This is a genomic window from Klebsiella terrigena, assembly GCF_006539725.1.
GTDB lineage: Bacteria > Pseudomonadota > Gammaproteobacteria > Enterobacterales > Enterobacteriaceae > Klebsiella > Klebsiella terrigena.
This window is the reverse complement of the sequence record NZ_BJNO01000011.1, coordinates 1-17,772: the sequence shown is the minus strand read 5'-3', so window position 1 is coordinate 17,772 and position 17,772 is coordinate 1. Positions and strand designations below refer to the sequence as shown.

15 protein-coding genes and 1 other annotated feature are annotated in these 17,772 nt (G+C 58.6%); of the genes, 9 read left to right on the top strand and 6 right to left on the bottom strand.

Translation table 11 applies throughout. The features are described 5' to 3' along the window. Positions 1 to 7: 7 nt before the first annotated feature. From RTE01_RS13600 to rnm, 4 genes are all read right to left on the bottom strand, one after another. Complete coding sequence (locus RTE01_RS13600; protein ID WP_134525704.1) at positions 8 to 2,488, bottom strand: bifunctional diguanylate cyclase/phosphodiesterase; 2,481 nt, start codon at positions 2,486 to 2,488, stop codon at positions 8 to 10. A 74-nt stretch (positions 2,489 to 2,562) separates the two neighbouring features. Then, positions 2,563 to 3,996: a GGDEF domain-containing protein gene (locus RTE01_RS13595; protein ID WP_115193026.1), complete on the bottom strand. Its 1,434-nt coding sequence runs from the start codon at positions 3,994 to 3,996 to the stop codon at positions 2,563 to 2,565. Positions 3,997 to 4,162: 166 nt separating this feature from the next. Continuing rightward, complete coding sequence (locus RTE01_RS13590; RefSeq protein WP_076945377.1) at positions 4,163 to 4,783, bottom strand: L-threonylcarbamoyladenylate synthase; 621 nt, start codon at positions 4,781 to 4,783, stop codon at positions 4,163 to 4,165. 15 nt (positions 4,784 to 4,798) lie between these two features. Continuing rightward, positions 4,799 to 5,662 (bottom strand): RNase RNM, encoded by an 864-nt coding sequence (gene rnm, locus RTE01_RS13585; RefSeq protein ID WP_076945376.1) that lies wholly within the window; start codon positions 5,660 to 5,662, stop codon positions 4,799 to 4,801. 135 nt (positions 5,663 to 5,797) lie between these two features. Between rnm and trpL the strand changes: the two genes are divergently transcribed. The 6 genes from trpL (at position 5,798) to trpA (ending at position 12,489) form a co-directional block, all read left to right on the top strand. Continuing rightward, positions 5,798 to 5,845: a trp operon leader peptide gene (trpL, locus tag RTE01_RS26605; RefSeq protein WP_115193975.1), complete on the top strand. Its 48-nt coding sequence runs from the start codon at positions 5,798 to 5,800 to the stop codon at positions 5,843 to 5,845. Beyond that, positions 5,822 to 5,917, top strand: a sequence feature (Trp leader region). Its footprint overlaps the gene before it by 24 nt. A gap of 35 nt (positions 5,918 to 5,952) precedes the next feature. Next, positions 5,953 to 7,515, top strand: coding sequence for an anthranilate synthase component 1 (locus RTE01_RS13575; protein ID WP_134525698.1), 1,563 nt, complete (start codon positions 5,953 to 5,955; stop codon positions 7,513 to 7,515). Further along, on the top strand, positions 7,515 to 9,110 hold the full coding sequence (trpD, locus tag RTE01_RS13570; RefSeq protein WP_041145171.1) for a bifunctional anthranilate synthase glutamate amidotransferase component TrpG/anthranilate phosphoribosyltransferase TrpD: 1,596 nt from the start codon (positions 7,515 to 7,517) through the stop codon (positions 9,108 to 9,110). Before RTE01_RS13575 ends, trpD begins: the two co-directional genes overlap by 1 nt. 3 nt (positions 9,111 to 9,113) lie before the next feature. Continuing rightward, on the top strand, positions 9,114 to 10,472 hold the full coding sequence (gene trpCF, locus RTE01_RS13565; RefSeq protein WP_123551324.1) for a bifunctional indole-3-glycerol-phosphate synthase TrpC/phosphoribosylanthranilate isomerase TrpF: 1,359 nt from the start codon (positions 9,114 to 9,116) through the stop codon (positions 10,470 to 10,472). Positions 10,473 to 10,486: 14 nt separating this feature from the next. Beyond that, the gene (gene trpB, locus RTE01_RS13560) at positions 10,487 to 11,680 is read left to right on the top strand and encodes a tryptophan synthase subunit beta (RefSeq protein ID WP_041145169.1); all 1,194 of its coding nucleotides are present in this window, start codon (positions 10,487 to 10,489) and stop codon (positions 11,678 to 11,680) included. Then, positions 11,680 to 12,489, top strand: a complete 810-nt coding sequence (gene trpA, locus RTE01_RS13555; RefSeq protein WP_134525696.1) for a tryptophan synthase subunit alpha — start codon at positions 11,680 to 11,682, stop codon at positions 12,487 to 12,489. The genes trpB and trpA overlap by 1 nt, the downstream gene beginning before the upstream one ends. A 23-nt stretch (positions 12,490 to 12,512) precedes the next feature. On the opposite strand, the gene RTE01_RS13550 is transcribed toward trpA, so the two are convergent. Next, the gene (locus RTE01_RS13550; RefSeq protein WP_041145167.1) at positions 12,513 to 12,977 is read right to left on the bottom strand and encodes a MarR family winged helix-turn-helix transcriptional regulator; all 465 of its coding nucleotides are present in this window, start codon (positions 12,975 to 12,977) and stop codon (positions 12,513 to 12,515) included. 76 nt (positions 12,978 to 13,053) lie between these two features. Here RTE01_RS13550 and RTE01_RS13545 point away from each other — a divergent pair, with 76 nt between their 5' ends. After that, positions 13,054 to 14,001 carry a quinone oxidoreductase family protein gene (locus tag RTE01_RS13545; RefSeq protein ID WP_041145166.1) on the top strand — a complete coding sequence of 316 codons (948 nt, stop codon included), beginning with the start codon at positions 13,054 to 13,056 and terminating at the stop codon, positions 13,999 to 14,001. A gap of 157 nt (positions 14,002 to 14,158) precedes the next feature. On the opposite strand, the gene RTE01_RS13540 is transcribed toward RTE01_RS13545, so the two are convergent. Beyond that, complete coding sequence (locus RTE01_RS13540) at positions 14,159 to 15,067, bottom strand: LysR family transcriptional regulator (RefSeq protein WP_134525694.1); 909 nt, start codon at positions 15,065 to 15,067, stop codon at positions 14,159 to 14,161. Positions 15,068 to 15,187: 120 nt separating this feature from the next. Here RTE01_RS13540 and RTE01_RS13535 point away from each other — a divergent pair, with 120 nt between their 5' ends. Beyond that, complete coding sequence (locus RTE01_RS13535) at positions 15,188 to 15,895, top strand: SDR family NAD(P)-dependent oxidoreductase (RefSeq protein ID WP_134525692.1); 708 nt, start codon at positions 15,188 to 15,190, stop codon at positions 15,893 to 15,895. Positions 15,896 to 16,196: 301 nt separating this feature from the next. Continuing rightward, positions 16,197 to 17,672, top strand: a complete 1,476-nt coding sequence (locus tag RTE01_RS13530) for an alpha/beta hydrolase (RefSeq protein WP_134525690.1) — start codon at positions 16,197 to 16,199, stop codon at positions 17,670 to 17,672. Positions 17,673 to 17,772: the final 100 nt, after the last annotated feature.

Sequence of the window (17,772 nt, the reverse complement as noted above, 5' to 3'; positions counted from 1 at the left end):
GCGCCTGTTATTCCGGTTTGATGAGTAAAACACCGTCTTGCGGAACAAAATGATCGAACGGCTTCGGTCGCGAATAGTAGTAGCCCTGCGCCAGGTCGCAGCCCATCTCCCGCAGCTTGGCGCCCATTTCGGCGGTTTCAACGCCTTCGGCGACCAGGGGAACATCAAAGCTTTGCGACAGCATCAGAACGGATGCGATCACCGCCTCACTTTTCTTGTCATCAAGGACGTTCCTGACAAACCCGCGATCGATTTTCAGGCAATCGAACGGCAGCGAGTGCAGATAGGAGAGGCTTGAGTAGCCGGAACCAAAATCATCGATGGCCACGGAGACGCCCAGCCGGCGTAAATAGGCCAGAATTTCGACGATCCTGTGGGTATCGTGAAGCAGCACGCTTTCGGTGATCTCAATGCAGATATTGCTGTTCATCAGTTCATTACGATGAATTGACTCCAGCAGATGATGCGAAAAATCAGGCTGCTGAAGCTGGACCGCGGAGATATTGACGTGAAGCTTGAAGTCCCGAGGCGCGCCGCGGGCGATAAACATCGCCAGCTCGCGACAGGCGGTTTCGACGATCCACTTGCCGAGCGGTACGATCATGCCGGTGTTTTCCGCCAGGCCAATAAACTTGTCCGGTGGGACAAAGCCCAGCACGTTAGACTGCCAGCGAATCAGGCATTCGCCTTCATTACAGGCGAGCTCGGGGTCAAAAGGCACGATCGGCTGCAAAACCAGGTGGAAGCCCTCCGTTTGCAGATCGTCGCACAGCGCCTGATGCAGGCGCAGGTTATTGACCTCCTCCTCGCGCATCTGGGGCGTGAAGAGCTCGCTGGCGCCGTTGCGCTGGAGCTGGGCGTGCTGCAGCGCCAGGCTGACGTTCATCAGGCACTCGCTAATATTCTCCTGCGACAGCGTCTCAATCACCATTCCCACGTGGCCGGTATAGATGTGCGATTCGCCGGACATATCCGTCGTGGTCAGGCGGAAAACCGAGGAGAGCAGCGAGCAGTAATAGGTCACATCCTTACTCTCGTAGATGCCATCAAACGCGATGATGAACAGATCTTCCCGGTCGCAGCAGCAGAGCGCCCCTTCTGGCAGCATCGCGCGCAGGCGCTGGGTAAACTGTTTGATAAACTGCCGCGCCAGCTCGTTGCCCAGCACGTTTTTGACCGAGTTGTAGTTGCTGACATGCACCATTGCCAGCAGGTTTCGGTTCTCATACAGCGATTCGGTATGCAGCAGACCGCTGCGGGTTAAAAAGCCGGTTTCAACATCCTCCTCCAGCTTCTTGCGCTTAAATTCGAACGTTCCCGGTAGCGCCAGAGCCACCTTATTCAGCGCCTCATCCAGGCTGGCAATCTCCGGGAACAGGCGCTTACGCTCTTTTTTCCACGGGGTCAGCCCCAGACGAACCTTACCCACCACCTCTTTCAGGGTGCCGGTGAAGTGAGAAATAATCAGCGCCAGCACCACCATCAGGGCGAAGACAAACAGCATGTTGCTGAAGGTCATCATCAGCCGCTGCTTTTTCATTTCGGCAATCGCGGCGTGTCGCGGCGCGATAAGCACCGCTTTCCACTTCAGTAAATGCTGGCGATCCTGCACATCAAACGTGGTCGCCAGGTATTCGTCTCCGCCGACGCGAAACGTCAGCATCCGCTGGTGGCCGTCCGATTTCAGCAGTTGGCGGATCACGGGCTGGTTTTGCTGCAGCAGCGCGCCGGCGCCGACCTGCACCACGATATTGCGCCTGTCGTCCGCAATCAGCAGCGAGTCGTTTTTTCCCGGCAGAATGCTGTGCAGGTACTCCCTCATATCGGTCGGCATCGTTTTGCCGGTCACCACGCCGCGAAACTGCCCCTGGCGGTCGTACACCGGCAGGTGATACGTCACGACCGGGCCGTCGGTCAGATACTCCGTGCGCCAATACGGCAGCTTTTGCCGCCGGGCTGCGCTAAACCACGGCTGCTGCTGAACGCTGAAGCTCTCGTTGACCTTGACGATATTGGAATCCTGGGTGATACCGCTGTATTTCACCAGCCGCTGAGAATTGGCTTCCAGGGTGCGCTCAAGATATATTTGGTTACTGTGATTGGCGCGCGCAATAGCATAATAGCGGCCGTTCCTTTCAGCCCACGAGAGGCTCTTGAACGCCGGGGTAGTATTAAAAGCGTGGGCCGTTAAATAGACCATCTCTGGAATAAGCTGGGGATCCGCCGTGCTGTTTTCGATGCCCTGCAGATACTGCAGTAATAAATTACTGACCTGCTGGGGATAGTCGAAAAAATCTTCCAGCTTATGCTGTATCAATTCACTCTTGCCGAGCAGCAGCTGTTTATTCACCACCTCATCGACCTGATGCGACTGGTAATTAAACAGCCCCGTCAGGCAGAACACGCTAACGATCAGCGAGAGTAATGAAACGATGAGAACACTTTTCAACAAAGTGAACGGATACGCTTTAAGAGAAGACTTTGCCATAAATCACGTTACTTTATAAATTCGTTGTGAGTGAAGCGATGAAATAACCCTGCCGATAGCTCTCGGCAGAATAATCAGATTGACGCCAGCGGCTGGCTGATGGCCGTGACCGGCGGGGCGCTGGTGCGATTGCGGCCCATTTTTTTCGATTGATAGAGATAGGCGTCGGCCTCTGACAGAAGCTTGTCGAAAATATCGACGATATTCCAGCGCATGGCCTTGCCGTAGCTGAGGCCAACGCTGACGGTCAGAGAGAGCATTTTGCTGCCCCATTCCACCTGCATACTCTCTATCTCCTTGCGGATCTCTTCTGCCAGCAGATAGCCTTCGCCGCCCGGTTTACCCGCCATGATGACCGCAAACTCCTCGCCGCCGAGCCGCGCCACGATGCCGCGCTGGCCCACCACGTTCTGCACCCGAACCGCAAATGCCGCCAGCACCTTGTCGCCGCAGTCGTGACCCCAGGTGTCGTTGATATTTTTGAAATGGTCGATATCAAGAACCAGTACGTTCAGCGGCGTATCGCGCTCGCCATCGTGCAGCTCTTTTAGCCGCTCGTAGAGGCCAAAACGCGAATATACGCGGGTCAGGTAGTCGTACCTGACCTGATGAGAAAGCTGCCTGACCAGAGTATTGATGGCCTGAACGCTAACCGCGACAATCACCGGGCTAATGGCAATCGACGCAATCCCCAAACGGGCCGAGATTATCAGGGGAACATGCCCCACCAGGCTGATACCCCCGGCCTTTTGATCGACCATCAGCACCTCAACCACCCCGGCCAGCAGCGTGAGCAGGCAGGTCGTGGGCAGCGAGTAGCTAATTGCGCACCAGATTAGCGCCGGGAGAATCATTGACAGCGTCCCCATACTCCCCGCCGTGCCGGTGGCAATCGAGATAGCCAGCGAGACGGCCAGCAGCCCCACCGGGATCAGTCGCCTGAGCTCGGTGGGACGAAACGGCTGCTGCGCCGTACAGATTAAGACAAACGGCAGAATCAGTACGCTGGTGGTAAACTCTTCGCTAAACCACACCGGATAAATACGCCAAAAATCGATCTGATGGGATAGCGAGAAAAAATAGCTGCCTGGCCCGGAACATGCGACCGCCGTTAATAAGCAATAGCTGTACAGGCGAAATATCGTTATTTTGATAAAACTTTCGCAACGCTTTTTTTCGCTGATAATCATCCAGCTGAGCATCGCCACAAAGGCAATATCAGAAAAGTCAGTGAGCAGTTCGCTTACGCTGCGGCTCCCCACTGCCAGGCTGCAAAATAAGGTCGCGAGAATAAAAATCGTAAAATAGTGAAACTGACGCAGCACCCGATGGCGAATAAACAGCCCGGCCAGCACCGCATTCATCGGCCAAAATAATGCAATGTCATTATGCCGAATCAGACGTCCGGCGGCATATAGCGCGACCGTCGTAGAAAACAGCACCACGGCATTAAATAATGGATTCTCCTGCTTAAAAAAATCGGCAGGGGTGATTGTCAGCTTATGCATAATATTGAGGTTCTAATCAGGAACGATGTCTGTAGCAGATATCGTAAGCGAGCTAATAATACGGCTGAGAAAAGAATGCCTCAATATCAATGTTATCTTAAAATAAATATTGCGCGCAGAACGCGGAGTGAATGCCGGGCGCAGCGCCCGGCGGAGGGGAAAAAGATTACAGGAACGGCTTCACGTCGCCGACGCCTTCACGCACGACGATCGGCGCATCGTCGGTCAGATCGATAACCGTGGTCGGCTGCTGGCCCAGATAGCCGCCGTGGATAATCAGATCGACCAGCTTCTCCAGCCGATCCTTAATCTCTTCCGGATCGGACTCGGTGAATTCGCTGCCCGGCAGCATCAGCGAGGTGGAGAGCATCGGCTCGCCCAGGGTCTCGAGCAGCGCCTGGGCAATCGGGTTCGACGGCACGCGCATGCCGATCGTTTTACGCTTTTCCTGCAGCAGACGACGCGGCACCTCTTTGGTCCCTTTGAGGATGAACGTGTAGTTGCCCGGCGTGTTGTTTTTAATCAGGCGAAACGCCACGTTGTCGACAAACGCGTAGGTCGAAAGCTCCGAGAGATCGCGGCACATCAGGGTGAAGTTGTGGCCATCCGGCAGCTGACGAATGCGGCAGATCCGCTCCATCGCACCCTTATCTTCAATCTTACACCCCAATGCGTAGCCTGAATCAGTGGGGTAGACAATCACCCCGCCTTTACGCACGATCTCCACCGCCTGGTTAATCAACCGCGCCTGCGGGTTGTCCGGATGGATGTAAAAAAACTGGCTCATACTTCCCTCTCAATTTTATTCTGCGGCCGTTTCCCAGCTGTGCCAGATCCCTTCTACACCTGCGGGTAGCCAAAGTTTACGGCCCAGCTCAATCCACGGGCAGGGCTGATGGAAATCAGAACCCTGGGAGCCCAGAAGACCAAACTGGACGGCATACGCGGCGAGCTGCGTGCGCTCATGCGGCGCCTGCTGACACTGGGCCAGCTCCATGGCATCGCCGCCCTGCTCGCTAAAGTGGGCCAACAGCCTTTTCAGCCACTTGGCGGAGAGGTCATAGCGCCCAGGATGGGCGACAACCGCTTTGCCGCCAGAATGATGAATGACATCAATCGCTTGTTTTATTGTACACCACTGCGGCGGAACGTAACCGGTTTTCCCGCGGGCGAGGTATTTTTTAAAAACATCGGCCATATTGCTGGCGTGGCCGGCTTCCACGAGGAAGCGGGCAAAATGTCCGCGGGTTACCGCCCCGCCGTCGGCAAGCTTCATCGCCCCCTCCCACGCGCCGGGGATCCGCGCCTTATCCAGCCGCTCGGCAATCATCTGCGCCCGCAGCTGGCGGCGCGCCTTCTGCTCATCAAGCAGAGCCAGCATGGCCGGGTGCTCAATATCAATATTCAGGCCCACGATATGAATTTCATGGTTTTCCCACAGAGTGGAAATCTCCACCCCGGTCACCAGCGTCAGCGGCAGGCCGGCGCGGGCAATTTCCGCCCGTGCGGCGGGAATGGCCGCCACCGTATCGTGATCGGTAATCGCCAGCGTCCCCACCCGCATCTGGTGGGCACGATGGACAAGTTCTTCTGGAGTCAGCCGCCCGTCAGAGGCGGTGGTATGGCTATGCAGATCGTAAATCACTGCGTAAAGGGTATCGCTCAAGGTGACTCCTGCTGGACATGGACTTAAATAAGCGCATTATCATACCGACTCGCGGAGAAAATCTGCAAACAGGGGTTGACATTATTCCTCTGGACTAGTTAACTAGTACGCAAGTTCACATGAAGGGGTATCACGATGAAAACGCAAACTATCACTCTGCACGGCTGGTGGCGCACCTCCTGATAACGGGCGGCGTGATCGCGTTTTGCACTCAGCATACAGATACCCGGCCCGCCAATGAGCGGGCTTTTTATTGGACAAATTATTATACCGAACAGGCGAGAACAATAATGCAAACATCAAAACCGGCACTCGAGCTTCTCACCAGCGACGCCATCTATCGCGAAAACCCGACGGCGCTGTTCCACCAGCTGTGCGGCGCGCGTCCGGCAACCCTGCTGCTGGAATCCGCGGATATCGACAGCAAAGATGATTTAAAGAGCCTGCTGCTGGTTGATAGCGCGCTGCGCATCACCGCCTTAGGTGACACCGTCACTATTCAGGCACTTTCCAGCAACGGCGCATCGCTGCTGGATTTACTCGACAACGCCCTGCCTGCGGGCATCGAAAATCTGCGTCAGCCGAACGGCCGGACGTTAACTTTCCCCCCGGTCAGCGCCCTGCTGGATGAGGACGCTCGCCTCTGTTCTCTGTCGGTCTTTGACGCCTTCCGCCTGCTGCAGGAGCTGGTCACCGTGCCGCACGACGAGCGCGAAGCGATGTTCTTCGGCGGCCTGTTTGCCTATGACCTGGTGGCCGGTTTCGAAAACCTGCCGCCGCTGGAAAGCGACACCGCCTGTCCGGACTACTGCTTCTACCTGGCCGAAACGCTGCTGGTTATCGATCACCAGAGCAAAAGCACGCGCATCCAGTCGAGCCTGTTCACGCCGCTGGAGAGCGAAAAGCAGCGTCTGACGCAGCGCATCGCCCAGCTTCGCCAGCAGCTCAACGAGCCGCCGGCACCGCTGCCGGTCACGACGGTGGAGAATATGACCTGCGACTGCGACCAGAGCGACGAAGAGTACGGCGCCGTGGTCCGCAAAATGCAGCGCGCTATCCGCGCCGGCGAAATTTTCCAGGTGGTGCCATCGCGCCGCTTCTCTCTGCCCTGCCCGTCACCGCTGGCGGCCTACGACGTGCTGAAGAAGAGCAACCCGAGCCCGTACATGTTCTTTATGCAGGATAACGACTTCGCCCTGTTCGGCGCGTCGCCGGAAAGCTCGCTGAAGTACGATGCCGTCAGCCGCCAGATTGAGATCTACCCGATTGCCGGTACCCGCCCGCGCGGCCGACGCGCGGACGGTTCGCTGGATCGCGATCTCGACAGCCGTATTGAACTCGAAATGCGCACCGACCATAAAGAGCTCTCCGAGCACCTGATGCTGGTAGACCTCGCGCGTAACGACCTCGCCCGCATCTGCACTCCGGGCAGCCGCTACGTGGCCGACCTGACCAAAGTCGACCGCTACTCTTTCGTGATGCACCTGGTGTCCCGGGTAGTCGGCGAGCTGCGTAACGACCTCGACGTGCTGCACGCCTATCGCGCCTGTATGAATATGGGCACCCTGAGCGGCGCGCCGAAGGTGCGCGCGATGCAACTTATCGCCGCCGCGGAGGGTAAGCGTCGCGGCAGCTACGGCGGAGCGGTCGGCTATTTCACCGCCCACGGCGATCTGGATACCTGCATCGTGATCCGCTCAGCCTACGTGCAGGACGGCGTGGCCACCGTTCAGGCCGGCGCCGGTATTGTCCTCGATTCAGTGCCTCAGTCCGAAGCAGATGAAACCCGAAATAAAGCCCGCGCGGTGCTGCGCGCAATTGCCCAGGCTCACCACGCGAAGGAGACTTTCTAATGGCCGACATTCTGCTGCTCGATAATATCGATTCTTTTACCTATAACCTGGCAGACCAGCTGCGCGCCAACGGCCATAACGTCGTGATTTACCGTAACTCGGTTCCGGCACAAACCTTAATCGAGCGTATCGGCACGATGGACAATCCGGTGCTGATGCTCTCCCCGGGCCCGGGTACGCCGAGCGAAGCCGGCTGCATGCCGGAGCTGCTGATTCGCATGCGCGGCAAGCTGCCGATCATCGGCATCTGCCTTGGCCATCAGGCGATTGTTGAAGCCTACGGCGGCTACGTCGGCCAGGCGGGCGAAATCCTGCACGGTAAAGCGTCCAGCATCGAGCATGACGGCCAGGCGATGTTTGCCGGCCTGACTAACCCGCTGCCGGTTGCCCGCTACCATTCGCTGGTCGGCAGCAACATTCCGGCCGGGCTGACCATCAACGCCAACTATAACGGGATGGTGATGGCGGTGCGTCATGATGCCGATCGCGTTTGCGGCTTCCAGTTCCACCCTGAGTCGATTCTCACCACCCAGGGCGCGCGTCTGCTGGAGCAAACGCTGGCCTGGGCGCTGCAGAAGCTGGAGCAAACCAACACCATCCAGCCGATTCTGGAAAAGCTGTATCAGGCGGAAACCCTGAGCCAGCAGGAGAGCCACCAGCTGTTTTCTGCGGTCGTGCGCGGCGAAGTGAAGCCGGAGCAGCTGGCCGCCGCCCTGGTCAGTATGAAGGTGCGCGGCGAGCAGCCGCAGGAGATTGCCGGCGCCGCCACCGCCCTGCTGGAAAATGCCGCGCCGTTCCCGCGTCCTGACTACCCGTTTGCCGATATCGTCGGCACCGGCGGCGACGGCAGCAACAGCATCAATATCTCTACCGCCAGCGCGTTTGTGGCCGCAGCCTGCGGGCTGAAGGTCGCGAAACACGGTAACCGCAGCGTCTCCAGCAAATCGGGCTCTTCCGACCTGCTGGCCGCATTCGGCATCAACCTCGATATGAACGCCGATAAATCCCGCACCGCGCTGGATGAGCTGGGCGTCTGCTTCCTGTTTGCGCCGAAATATCACACCGGTTTCCGCCACGCGATGCCGGTCCGTCAGCAGCTGAAGACCCGGACGCTGTTTAACGTCCTTGGGCCGCTGATTAACCCGGCGCACCCGCCGCTGGCGCTGATTGGCGTCTACAGCCCGGAGCTGGTGCTGCCTATCGCGGAAACCCTGCGCGTGCTGGGCTACCAGCGGGCAGCGGTCGTCCACAGCGGCGGCATGGATGAGGTGTCGCTCCACGCGCCAACGGTGGTCGCCGAGCTCCATAACGGCGAGATCAAAAGCTATCAGCTGACCGCGGATGACTTTGGCCTGACGCCTTATCACCAGGAGCAGCTGGCCGGCGGCACGCCGGAAGAAAACCGTGACATTCTGACGCGCTTACTACAAGGTAAAGGTGAAGCCGCTCATGAAGCCGCGGTCGCCGCCAACGTGGCAATGCTGATGCGTTTACACGGGCATGAAGACCTGAAAGCCAACGCCCGGCAGGTGATTGACGTGCTGCGCAGCGGAGCGGCCTATGACAGAGTGACCGCATTAGCGGCAAGAGGGTAAATAATGCAGACCGTTTTAGCAAAAATCGTTGCCGACAAAGCGATTTGGGTAGAAGCCCGCAAGCAGCAGCAGCCGTTAGCCAGTTTTCAAAACGAGGTCGTCCCGACGCAGCGTAACTTTTACGATGCCCTGGCAGGAACGCGCAGCGTGTTTATTCTCGAGTGCAAAAAAGCCTCGCCGTCGAAGGGCCTGATTCGCCAGAATTTTGACCCGGCGGAAATCGCCGGAGTGTATAAGAACTACGCCTCGGCCATCTCGGTGCTGTGCGATGAGAAATATTTCCAGGGCAGTTTTGATTTTCTGCCCATCGTCAGCGCCATCGCGCCGCAGCCGATACTGTGCAAGGATTTCACCATCGATCCTTACCAGATCTATCTGGCGCGCTACTACCAGGCCGATGCCTGCCTGCTGATGCTGTCGGTGCTTGACGATGAACAGTATCGCCAGCTCGCCGCCGTCGCGCACAGCCTCAATATGGGCGTGCTGACCGAAGTGAGTACCGAAGAAGAGCTGGAACGCGCCATTGCGCTGAAGGCGAAGGTGGTCGGGATCAACAACCGCGATCTGCGCGATATGTCGATTGACCTCAACCGCACCCGCCAGCTGGCACCGCGCCTGGGCCATGACGTCACCGTGATCTGCGAATCCGGGATTCATACCTACGCCGAGGTCCGCGATCTCAGCCACTTTGCTAACGGCTTCCTGATTGGCTCCGCGCTGATGGAGCACGATGACCTCGACGCGGCCGTCAGGCGCGTGCTGCTCGGTGAAAACAAAGTTTGCGGCCTGACCCGTCCTCAGGACGCGCAGGTGGCCTGTGAATCCGGCGCCATCTACGGCGGGCTGATTTTTGTCCCTGGCTCACCGCGCGTCGTCAACGAGGCGCAGGCTAAAGAGATTATCCAGGCCGCCGGGCTGCGCTACGTCGGAGTATTCCGCGATGCGCCGGTCGAGGACGTGGCCGAGCGCGCAGAGAGCCTGCAGCTGGCTGCGGTTCAGCTGCACGGCAGCGAAGATCAGGCCTATATCGACGCGCTGCGCGCGCGGCTGCCGGAGCAAGTCCAGATCTGGAAAGCGCTCAGCGTCGGTGACACGCTGCCGGAACGCAGCCTGCATCACGTCGATAAATATCTTTTCGATAACGGCCAGGGTGGCAGCGGTCAGCGCTTCGACTGGACGCTTTTACAGGGCCAGGACCTGGGTAACGTCCTGCTGGCAGGCGGACTCGGTGCCGATAACTGCGTAGAAGCCGCCAAAAGCGGCTGTGCCGGACTCGATTTTAATTCAGGCGTTGAGTCGCAGCCGGGTATTAAAGATGCCAGCAAGCTGGCCTCGGTTTTCCAGACGCTGCGCGCATATTAAGGAGCAATGCAATAATGAGTACTTTACTGAACCCCTATTTTGGCGAATTTGGCGGTATGTACGTCCCGCAGATCCTGATGCCCGCCCTGCGCCAGCTGGAAGAAGCTTTCGTCAGCGCGCAGAAAGATCCTGAGTTCCAGGCTGAGTTTAGCGACCTGCTGAAGAACTACGCCGGTCGTCCAACGGCCCTGACCAAATGTCGTAACCTGACCGCAGGCACCCGCACCACGCTGTACCTCAAGCGTGAAGATCTGCTCCACGGCGGCGCGCATAAAACCAACCAGGTGCTGGGCCAGGCATTACTGGCGAAGCGCATGGGTAAAACCGAAATCATTGCCGAAACCGGCGCCGGCCAGCACGGCGTGGCCTCCGCGCTCGCCAGCGCGCTGCTCGGCCTGAAATGCCGCATCTATATGGGCGCTAAAGACGTTGAGCGCCAGTCGCCAAACGTCTTCCGCATGCGCCTGATGGGAGCGGAAGTGATCCCGGTGCACAGCGGCTCCTCCACGCTGAAGGACGCCTGTAACGAAGCGCTGCGCGACTGGTCCGGCAGCTACGATACCGCTCACTATATGCTCGGTACCGCAGCCGGCCCGCACCCGTTCCCGACCATCGTCCGCGAGTTCCAGCGCATGATCGGCGAAGAGACCAAAGCGCAGATCCTCGAGCGCGAAGGCCGTTTGCCGGATGCGGTCATCGCCTGCGTCGGCGGTGGCTCCAACGCTATCGGCATGTTTGCTGACTTTATCGATGAAACCGACGTGGGGCTGATCGGGGTTGAACCTGCGGGCCACGGAATTGAAACCGGCGAGCACGGCGCGCCGCTGAAGCACGGTCGCGTGGGTATCTATTTCGGCATGAAATCGCCGATGATGCAGACCGATGACGGCCAGATTGAAGAATCTTACTCTATCTCCGCCGGGCTGGACTTCCCGTCGGTGGGCCCTCAGCATGCGTTCCTCAACAGCACCGGCCGCGCCGACTACGTGTCGATCACCGACAACGAAGCGCTGGAAGCGTTCAAAGAGCTCTCCCGCCATGAGGGGATTATTCCGGCCCTGGAATCCTCCCACGCCCTGGCCCATGCGCTAAAAATGATGCGTGAAAATCCGGAAAAAGAGCAGCTGCTGGTGGTTAACCTGTCCGGTCGCGGCGATAAAGACATCTTCACCGTACACGATATTCTGAAAGCGCGAGGGGAAATCTGATGGAACGTTATGAGACGCTGTTTGCACAACTGAAATCTCGCCAGGAAGGCGCGTTTGTTCCCTTCGTCACGCTGGGCGATCCCAACCCGGCGCTGTCGCTGCAGATCATCGATACGCTGATCGAAGCAGGCGCCGACGCTCTGGAGCTGGGTATTCCCTTCTCCGACCCGCTGGCCGATGGCCCGACTATCCAGGGCGCAGCCCTGCGTGCGTTCGCCTCTGGCGTGACGCCGGCGCAGTGCTTCGAGATGCTGGCGGCAATCCGTCACAAGCATCCGACGATCCCTATCGGCCTGCTGATGTACGCGAACCTGGTGTTCAGCCCCGGCATTGACGCCTTCTATGCCGAATGCGCGCGGGTTGGCGTGGATTCCGTGCTGGTCGCCGATGTGCCCATCGAAGAGTCGGCGCCGTTCCGCCAGGCGGCAATGCGGCACAATATCGCGCCCATCTTCATCTGCCCGCCGAATGCCGATGACGAACTGCTGCGCCATATTGCCTCTTTTGGTCGCGGCTATACCTATCTGCTGTCGCGCGCCGGGGTTACCGGGGCGGAAAACCGCGCCGCCCTGCCGCTGCATCATCTTATTGAGAAGCTGAGCGAATATAACGCCGCGCCGCCGCTGCAGGGCTTCGGTATTTCCGCAGCCGATCAGGTGACCGCCGCGATTGACGCCGGCGCCGCCGGGGCAATTTCCGGCTCCGCCATCGTCAAAATCATCGAACGTAACCTCAGCGATCCGCAAACGATGCTGGCCGAGCTGAAGGCTTTTGTGCAGAGCCTGAAAGCCGCCACTAAAGCAGCGTAACCCCCCGACCGCCTGGCCACTCGTCAGGCGGTTATTTTTTGCTGCAGGCTGTCCGCGTATTTACGCGTCAGGCGAAACAGCGCCAGCACATCCTCCTGCGTCCAGTCCATGAGCACCTGATTCATCAGCCGCGTTCTGGCTAGCGCAATACGTTCAATCAGCGTCTGACCCTGCCCGGTCAAGGTCACTTCACTAATCCGTCGATCGCTAACATTCGGCTGCTTCAGCGCCAGGCCCTGCGCCTCCAGCTTTTTCACCTGCCGGCTGACGGTGGTGTAATCCCGTCCCAGGCTATCCGCCAGCTCAACCACGCCCACCGGCCCATAGCGCCCTATCGCCACCAGCAGCGGGAAGAGGATCTGATCGAGCTGCACCCCGGCGGCCTGCAGTATTTGCTCATCGCGCACCGGCAGATTCATCACCCGGATGATATCCAGCAGCGCGCCGTGAAAGTCGGTGATATCGTAATTATTATGTGCATATTGCATATATTATTTAACCCGGTGTATAGTGCCGTTATCTGATATGTGCATTTTACACGTAATTCTTCCCGGAGGTAACACCATGAAAGCAGCCGTCGTATTCGAACTCCAGCAGGGCCCGGTGTGGGCCGACTTTGCCGATCCGCAGGCCGATGAGCATCACCTCCTGGTCGACGTACGCGCCGCCGCCATCAGCCACGTCGTCAAGGGCCGGGCGAGCGGCAAGCACTACAGCTTTGACGGTCGTCTGCCCTTCGTGGTGGGCATCGACGGTGCGGGAACCCTCCCCGACGGGCAGCGCGTTTACTTCGCCTTCCCGCGCGCGCCCTGGGGCAGCATGGCGCAACGGGCGCCGGTGGCGGCGGCTAACTGCCTGCCGCTGCCGGATACGCTGGATGATGTTACCGCCGCAGCCATGGCCAACCCCGGGATGTCGGCCTGGGCTGCGCTGGTTAAACGCGCGGGCTTTATCGCCGGTGAGACGGTGCTGATCAACGGCGCCACCGGCAGCGCCGGACAGCTGGCCATCCAGATCGCCCGCTATCTGGGCGCGAAAAAAGTGATCGCCACCGGGCGGAATGCTCAGACGCTGGCCGCGCTCGACGCGGACGTCTGCATCAACCTGAGCGCGGATGACGCGACTTTGCGCGCTCGCTTCGCCGAGCTTGCCGCAGGGCAGATTGACGTCGTCGTCGACTATTTGTGGGGGCATAGCGCCGAGCTGCTGCTCCCGGCGCTGGCAAAAAGCAGCCCCGGCCATGCGCCGGTACGCTATGTCCAGGTCGGCTCTCTCTCCGGGGCGGATATTTCACTCAACGGCGCGGTGCTGCGTTCAGCGCCGCTGCAGCTGCTGGGCAGCGGGATCGGCAGCCTGTCGATGGCCCAGCTGCTGGCGGCAACCGGGGAGATGCTGCAGGCCGCCGCGGCCGGCGGGTTTACTATCGCCACCACGCCGCTGCCGCTGCGGGAAGTGGCGGCCGCCTGGCCACGCGACAATAGCCAGAAGCGCAGCGTTTTCGTGATCGATTAAAAAAATCGCTTCCGCACAAAAGATGGGGTTGATATCTTAAATGAGAAACATTATCTTTCTCATTACCAAATAGTTGAGCAAAACACTCAGGTATTCGGTACGACATTGCTCACATTGCTTCCAGTATTTTTCGCCCGCATTCGTTGCGGGCTTTTTTTTACCCCTGGTGCACCCGACGACATACGCTAAGCACCTGCTGACGCAACCAGCGGTGGCCGGGCTCCTGCTCCTGTCGGGGATGCCACATCTGTGAAACGGTGATTTCCGGCGTCTGTACCGGCAGCTCAAAAACGGCGATATCGGCCGCAGGGCCGTCGCCAATATAGGATGCCGGCACCAGCGCAATCAGCTGCGAACGGCGGGCCACCGCCAGCGCGGCGGCAAAGCTGGGCACCACGGCGACAATCTTACGCTGCAGGCCGAACCCGGCGAGGGCGTCATCAACCGGCCCCCGCACCATGCCATGACGAGACGTAATCACGTGCCCGCAGGAGATATACGCTTCCCGGGTCATGCGTGCCGACTGCGCCAGCGGGTGGCTCTTCGCCAGCACGCCGACGAAGCGATCGCGGAACAGCGCCTGCAGGCGGATTTCCGGCCCCATATTCTTGAGTACGCCAATCTCGAGGTCCACCCGCCCCTCGCGCAAAAACTGCGGATCCTTCTCGGTCTTCGCCACAAAGGTGAGCGTCACTCCCGGCGCATCCCGCGCGCAGGCGGCAATCAGCGCCGGGGCGAAGGTTTCGACGAAGCCTTCGTTGGTGCGCAAGGTAAAGGTTTGCGCCAGCGTCGGGAGCTGGAGCGGCGAAAGCGACGCGTTCAGGACCGAACGCACCTCGAACAGCACATTCTGCGCGCGCGCTTTGATATTTTGCGCATGTGGGGTTAGCACCATTTTACGCCCTGCCCTGACCAGCAGCGGATCGCCGGTCGCGTCGCGCAGGCGGGTGAGCGTCCGGCTCATTGCCGATGCGCTGAGCCCCAGACGTCGCGCCGCCCCGGCCACGCTCTCTTCGGCCAGCAGCGCGTCGAGGGCAACAAGAAGATTAAAATCGGGATCGGTCATAAGGTATCCTGCCGTAAGATAGAGCGTGCGGCGCATGCTAATAGTGCACATGCTGCGCCTTCCGCCTGATATAGCCTATGACTATAGTCAGATCCTCACTCTTTACTGCGGATTTCGACTATGACCCCTCTTACTCATCACAGCATTTTAATCGTCGGCGCCTCTCGCGGGCTGGGCCACGCGATGGCCGCCGAATTTTTGCAGCACGGCTGGAACGTTATCGGCACCGTACGCAATATTCAGCACCCTACGCCGCTTCACCAGCTCGCCCGGGATAACCCCGGCCGGGTGCGCCTTGAAACGCTGGACGTCTGCGACGACGAGCAGCTGGCCGCCCTGGACCACAGGCTCTCGGGAAGCCGCCTGGAGATGCTCTTTGTCAATGCCGGAACCACCAACCGCGATCCTTCGCAGACCATCGGCGAGGTCTCCACAGCGGAGTTTATGCAGGTGATGCAGACCAATGCCCTGGCACCAATGCGGGTCATAGAGCGCCTGCAGCGCCACGTGACCCCGTCGGGATTGCTCGGCGTGATGTCTTCCGGACAGGGAAGTCTCGGCAATAACCTTAGCGGGCAGCGCGAGCTGTACAGAGGCAGCAAGGCCGCGCTGAATATGTTTATGCGCAGCTTTGCCGCCCGCGCGGCTTCGGCGACGCATCCGATGGTGGCGATGGCGCCGGGCTGGATCCGCACCGCACTGGGCGGCATAGCTGCGCCGCTGACCATCGAGGAGACCATCCCCAGCCTGGTCAAAGTGCTGCTGGAGAAACGCCAGCGCCCGGGGCTGGAGTATCTGGATTATCAGGGCCGCACCGTGCCGTGGTGATGGGTACAGAACGGCAGGCGGGGTAAGGCACAAAGGCATCGAGAGCCGGCAGAGAACCACAGCAGGCCCTGGTCATACCGCGGCCAGGGCGGCAAGAGGCCTGGAATCGGTAACATCGGGGTTGGTTCATCAACGGGGAGCACACCAGCCCCTTTCGCGGGTTCGAAAAATAGCCCGCTTTTACACGGGATAACCCACCGAAAACGACTTAAGTTTTGCATAAGCGTCAAGACGGTCTGTATGTAACGCCTGATTTTATTTTATACTTAAAAAATATGGGATTAGGACAGGAACCAAAGCGATGAAATTCGCGAAGTGGTTAAAACGTATCGTATTCTCCTTACTTCTTTTAGTGGTTGGCGCTATTGGGATACGCCTGTATGACATTCAGCGCGGACCCGACCTGCAGCTCTGGCATACGTACGTACCTGATGAGATGGACGCGGATGAAATCGACAGCGCAGACTGGAACGATTACATCAAGAGAGAAAATTCGCTCTTCAACGAAGTTAAACGTAACGTCACGGATAAGCTTGATGTTCAGCAGCAAACTGAACTGAATCGTTACTATGCCAATAGCCCTATCTATCCGGACACATTCCCAACAAACTGGAATCGGTCTTACATCATGATGCCGGACGCCAGGCCCAAAGGGGCAGTGGTGTTATTGCATGGTCTGACGGATACCCCCTACAGCCTAAGGCATATTGCTAATAACTACCGTCAGCATGGCTATATCGCTATTGGGATCAGATTACCGGGACATGGCACCGTCCCTGCAGCATTGACCGACGTGAACTGGCAGGACTGGCTTGCCGCAACGCGCCTTGCGGTGAGAGAAGCGCAAAAGCTTGCTGGTCATGATGTGCCGCTGCATATGGTCGGATTTTCCAATGGCGGTGCTCTGGCGATGAAATATACGCTGGACGCACTGGATAATCCCGGCCTGGCTAAGCCACAGCGCGTGATCCTGATTTCGCCGATGATTGGTATTACGAGCTTCGCGCGCTTTTCTGGCCTGGCGGGTTGGCCTGCGTTTCTACCCGCATTCGCCAAAGCCGCATGGTTAGGCATAATGCCGGAGTTCAATCCGTTTAAATATAACTCATTCCCGACCAATGCCGCCCGCCAGTCGTTCCTGCTGACAAAGGCGCTTCAGAGCCAAATTATCACTGACTCGCGTAACAAAAAAATGGCAAGCCTACCTCCGGTGCTGACATTTCAGTCGGTCATGGATTCAACCGTCAGTACGCGGGCGATCGTCACGGCGTTGTACAACCGTTTACCGGATAACGGCAGTGAAATCGTGTTGTTCGATTTGAATCATGCGGTGAGGTTTAATTCGTTATTACGCAGAACATCATACACCGCGCTGTCCCGGTTGCTCCCTGCAGCTCCGCGGCTTTATAGCACCACGATCATCACTAACGCGAATCCTGGCACGACAGAAATGGAGATCCGCACCACGCCGGCCGGGAAAACAGAACAATCTGTGGAAAAACTGCAGGGGCAGCGCTATTTGCCGGACGTCTACTCCCTTTCCCACGTTGCTCTCCCCTTCCCTTTAAGTGACTCCTTATATGGGCGCTATCCACATCCGCTAAATCAATATGGTATCAGCCTCGGGACATTTGCTGCCCGTGGCGAGCGATCGGTGCTTGTTGTTGGGCTGGATTCACTCATGCGCCAGTCTTCAAATCCATTCTTCCCCTATATGATTACGCGAATCGATGAAGGAATCGACGCCGGTGCCGCCGCCGCTCCCGGCAGTGATTGATTTCGGCTGCGGCGTCGAATGACCCGGTCGCACCGGCAAGGCGGGTCATATCATGATCCGCCTTGCCGGAATTTTGCAGTAGAAATCAGAACCGATATTT

Coding starts and splice junctions, on each gene's coding strand:
- RTE01_RS13590 (WP_076945377.1), bottom strand. CDS start 4,783: ATGAGCCAGTTTTTTTACATCCATCCGGACAACCCGCAGGCGCGGTTG.
- RTE01_RS13535 (WP_134525692.1), top strand. CDS start 15,188: ATGACCCCTCTTACTCATCACAGCATTTTAATCGTCGGCGCCTCTCGC.
- RTE01_RS13595 (WP_115193026.1), bottom strand. CDS start 3,996: ATGCATAAGCTGACAATCACCCCTGCCGATTTTTTTAAGCAGGAGAAT.
- trpB (WP_041145169.1), top strand. CDS start 10,487: ATGAGTACTTTACTGAACCCCTATTTTGGCGAATTTGGCGGTATGTAC.
- RTE01_RS13530 (WP_134525690.1), top strand. CDS start 16,197: ATGAAATTCGCGAAGTGGTTAAAACGTATCGTATTCTCCTTACTTCTT.
- trpCF (WP_123551324.1), top strand. CDS start 9,114: ATGCAGACCGTTTTAGCAAAAATCGTTGCCGACAAAGCGATTTGGGTA.
- RTE01_RS13575 (WP_134525698.1), top strand. CDS start 5,953: ATGCAAACATCAAAACCGGCACTCGAGCTTCTCACCAGCGACGCCATC.
- RTE01_RS13600 (WP_134525704.1), bottom strand. CDS start 2,488: ATGGCAAAGTCTTCTCTTAAAGCGTATCCGTTCACTTTGTTGAAAAGT.
- trpA (WP_134525696.1), top strand. CDS start 11,680: ATGGAACGTTATGAGACGCTGTTTGCACAACTGAAATCTCGCCAGGAA.
- RTE01_RS13550 (WP_041145167.1), bottom strand. CDS start 12,977: ATGCAATATGCACATAATAATTACGATATCACCGACTTTCACGGCGCG.
- RTE01_RS13540 (WP_134525694.1), bottom strand. CDS start 15,067: ATGACCGATCCCGATTTTAATCTTCTTGTTGCCCTCGACGCGCTGCTG.
- RTE01_RS13545 (WP_041145166.1), top strand. CDS start 13,054: ATGAAAGCAGCCGTCGTATTCGAACTCCAGCAGGGCCCGGTGTGGGCC.
- trpD (WP_041145171.1), top strand. CDS start 7,515: ATGGCCGACATTCTGCTGCTCGATAATATCGATTCTTTTACCTATAAC.